Here is a 2,916-nt window from a genome sequence, read left to right as displayed (position 1 = left end):
CGGGGGTAGGCGGCGTCGCGTTCGGCGAGGCGGCTCATGATGTCCAGGGAGCCGTCGAGGGCGCGGACGAGGTCGGCGCGGAGCCGGCTGGCCTGCGGGAGCGAGCCGTACTCGGCGGCGACCCGCCAGTCGAGCAGCAGGACGGAGCCGTCGTCATCGACGTCGTCGGGCAGCCGCAGCGTGCGCAGCCCGCCCGTGCGGACGGTGAGCCGGTGCAGGGCGAGGACCCCGGCGAGCGCGGGCAGCACGCCGGGCTGGTCGGGTACGGCGATGACCAGCTCGACGCCGAGCGGTTCGCCCGCCTCCGCGGACTCCTCCGGCGGGCCGGGTTCGGCCTGAGCGCGCAGGGCGAGGACCGGCCCGCCGGTGCGGTGGGCCTCGATGGCGAGGCGTTCCTCTTCGGCGGTGGGCGCGGCGGGTTCGGGCTCGGTGCCGGGGTGTTCACCGGCGAGTACGGCGCAGACGCGGCGGACGAGGTCGCTGACGAGGGAGCCGCGCCAGGTGGACCAGGCGGCGGGGCCCGTGGCCAGGGCGTCGGCCTCGGTGAGGGCGTGCAGGAGTTCCAGGGTGCTCTCGCTGCCGACGGCATCGGCGACGGCGCGGACGGTGGCGGGGTCGTCGAGGTCGCGGCGGGTGGCGGTCTCGACGAGCAGCAGGTGGTGCCGGACGAGGGTGGCGAGGACGGTGACGTCGGCGCGGTCGAAGCCGAGCCGGGCGGCGACGTCCTTGGCGATGATCTCGCCGGCCACGGAGTGGTCGCCGGGCCAGCCCTTGCCGATGTCGTGCAGCAGGGCGGCGACCAGGAGCAGGTCGGGGCGGCTGACGCGGCGGGTGAGGGCGGAGGCGCGGACGGCGGTCTCGATGAGGTGCCGGTCGACGGTCCAGAGGTGGACGGCGTTGCGCTGGGGGCGGCAGCGGACGCGTTCCCAGTCCGGGAGCAGCCGGCTGATCAGGCCCTCGGCCTCCAGGGCTTCCCACACGTCGACGGTGGGGCGTCCGGAGCCGAGCAGGGTGATGAGCTGTTCGCGGGCCTCGGCGGGCCAGGGGGTGGGGAGGGGGCGCGCGGTGGCGGCCATGCGCCGTACGGCGTGCGGGGAGAGCGGGAGGGCGGCCTGTGCGGCGGCGGCCGCGGCGCGCAGGGGCAGTACGGGGTCGCGTTCGGGGCGGGCGGTGCGGGCCAGGACGGCCTCGCCGTCCTGCTCGACGACGCCTTCGGCGAGGGGTGAGCGTTCGGCCACGGGTTTGCCGCCGCCGAGCATGGCGCGCAGCCGGGGGCGTACGGCGCGGGCACGCAGGACGCGGTTGACCTCTCGCCAGGTGACGTCACCGGCGTAGGAGATCACGCGGGCGGCCTCGTAGACCTGGCGGAGCAGGGTGTCGGCGTCGAGGAGGCCGAGTTCGGCGGCGACCTGGTCCTGTTCCTGCAGGGCGAGGCGGTCGGTGGCGCGGCCGGTGACGAGGTGGAGGGCGTCGCGGGCGTCGAGGAGGCGGCGGCGGGCGTCGGCGAGACCCTCGCGGGGTGCGTCGGCGAGCCAGGAGGCGGCGACGGCCCGCAGGGCGGTGGCGTCGCGGAGTCCGCCCCGGGCTTCTTTGAGGTCGGGTTCGAGGAGGAAGCGGAGTTCGCCGTGGCGTTCGGCGCGTTCGGCGCAGAGTTCCTGGAGTTCGGGGAGGCGTTTGGGCGCCTGGTTGCGCCAGTCGGCGAGGATCGCGGTGCGCAGTCCGGCGGTGAGGCCCAGGTCACCGGCGAGGTGGCGGGCGTCGAGGAGGCCGAGCTGGACCTTGAGGTCCTCGCCGGCGGTCTTCCGCGCCTCGGCGGGGGTGCGGACGGAGTGGTCGAGGCTGATGCCGAGGTCCCAGACGGGGTACCAGAGGCGGTCGGCGAGGGCGGCGACGGCAGCGGGGTCGCTGCCGTCGTGCAGGAGCACCAGGTCGAGGTCGCTGCGGGGGGAGAGTTCGCCGCGTCCGTAGCCGCCGACGGCGACGAGGGAGATGCCCTTGGCGGTGGGGGCGGCGGCGGTGAAGAGGCCGGCCAGCCAGTCGTCGGTGAGTCCGGCGAGGGCGGTACGGCGCGGCGGCCCGGACCGCGCCCCCTCGTTGAGGAGGTGCAGCCGGGCCGCCGCGTAGCCGCTGGGTCCCGTGTCGTCGGTCTTGTGGTCGTCCGTGCGCGTCACCCAGCGACTCCTGTCTTTCCTCGTGTCAGAGCGCGTCCGGGCCGCGCTCGCCGGTGCGGACGCGGACGGCGGTCTCGACGGGCAGCGACCAGACCTTGCCGTCCCCGATCTTGCCGGTGCGGGCGGCCTTGACGAGGACGTCGATCAGCTGCTCGGCGTCCTCGTCCTCGGCCAGCACCTCGATGCGGATCTTGGGGACGAGGTCGACGGTGTACTCGGCGCCCCGGTAGACCTCGGTGTGCCCGCGCTGGCGGCCGTAGCCGCTGGCCTCGGTGACGGTGAGTCCGTGGACACCGAACGCCTGGAGGGCTTCCTTGATCTCGTCGAGCCGGTGCGGCTTGACGACCGCCGTGATGAGCCTCATGCGTCCACCTTCTTGTTCTTCGCGGCGGCGAGCGCCTGGGCCGTGGAGCCGCCGACGACTCCGCCGCCGGTGCCGCTGAAGTCGTACGCGGTCTCGGCGTGCTGGGACTGGTCGATGCCGGAGACCTCCTCGTCCTCGGGAACCCGCATCCCGAGGGTCTTGTCGAGGAGGAAGGCGAGGACGGCGGAGACCAGCAGGGAGTAGGCGAGGACGGCGAAGACGCCGGCGCACTGCTTCCAGAGCTGGTCGAAGGAGTGGTCGCCGTAGAAGACGCCGGCCGCGTCGGACTGGCCCTTACCGGTGGCGAAGAAGCCGATGAGGAGGGAGCCGACGATGCCGCCGACCATGTGGACGCCGACGACGTCGAGGGAGTCGTCGTAG

The 2,916-nt window shown here is 74.6% G+C and carries 2 protein-coding genes and 1 pseudogene; all 3 read right to left on the bottom strand.

The annotated features are described in order from the left end of the window. A partial coding sequence (locus GT030_RS33345; protein WP_161204265.1) for a [protein-PII] uridylyltransferase occupies nucleotides 1–2,171 on the bottom strand: 2,171 nt, incomplete at its 3' end. A gap of 25 nt (nucleotides 2,172–2,196) precedes the next feature. Continuing rightward, nucleotides 2,197–2,535, bottom strand: a complete 339-nt coding sequence (locus GT030_RS33340) for a P-II family nitrogen regulator (RefSeq protein ID WP_086694274.1) — start codon at nucleotides 2,533–2,535, stop codon at nucleotides 2,197–2,199. Continuing rightward, nucleotides 2,532–2,916: pseudogene (locus GT030_RS33335) on the bottom strand (ammonium transporter); the annotation flags it as partial. The pseudogene GT030_RS33335 and the gene GT030_RS33340, both read right to left, overlap by 4 nt.

Origin of the sequence: Streptomyces sp. SID1328, from assembly GCF_009865595.1 — a bacterium.
GTDB lineage: Bacteria > Actinomycetota > Actinomycetes > Streptomycetales > Streptomycetaceae > Streptomyces > Streptomyces griseoluteus.
Note: the sequence above shows the minus strand (reverse complement) of the source record. Positions and strands in the feature narration are given on the sequence as shown.

Excerpts from the sequence above, each read along its gene's own strand:
- GT030_RS33340 (WP_086694274.1), bottom strand. The coding sequence starts at position 2,535 with ATGAGGCTCATCACGGCGGTCGTCAAGCCGCACCGGCTCGACGAGATC.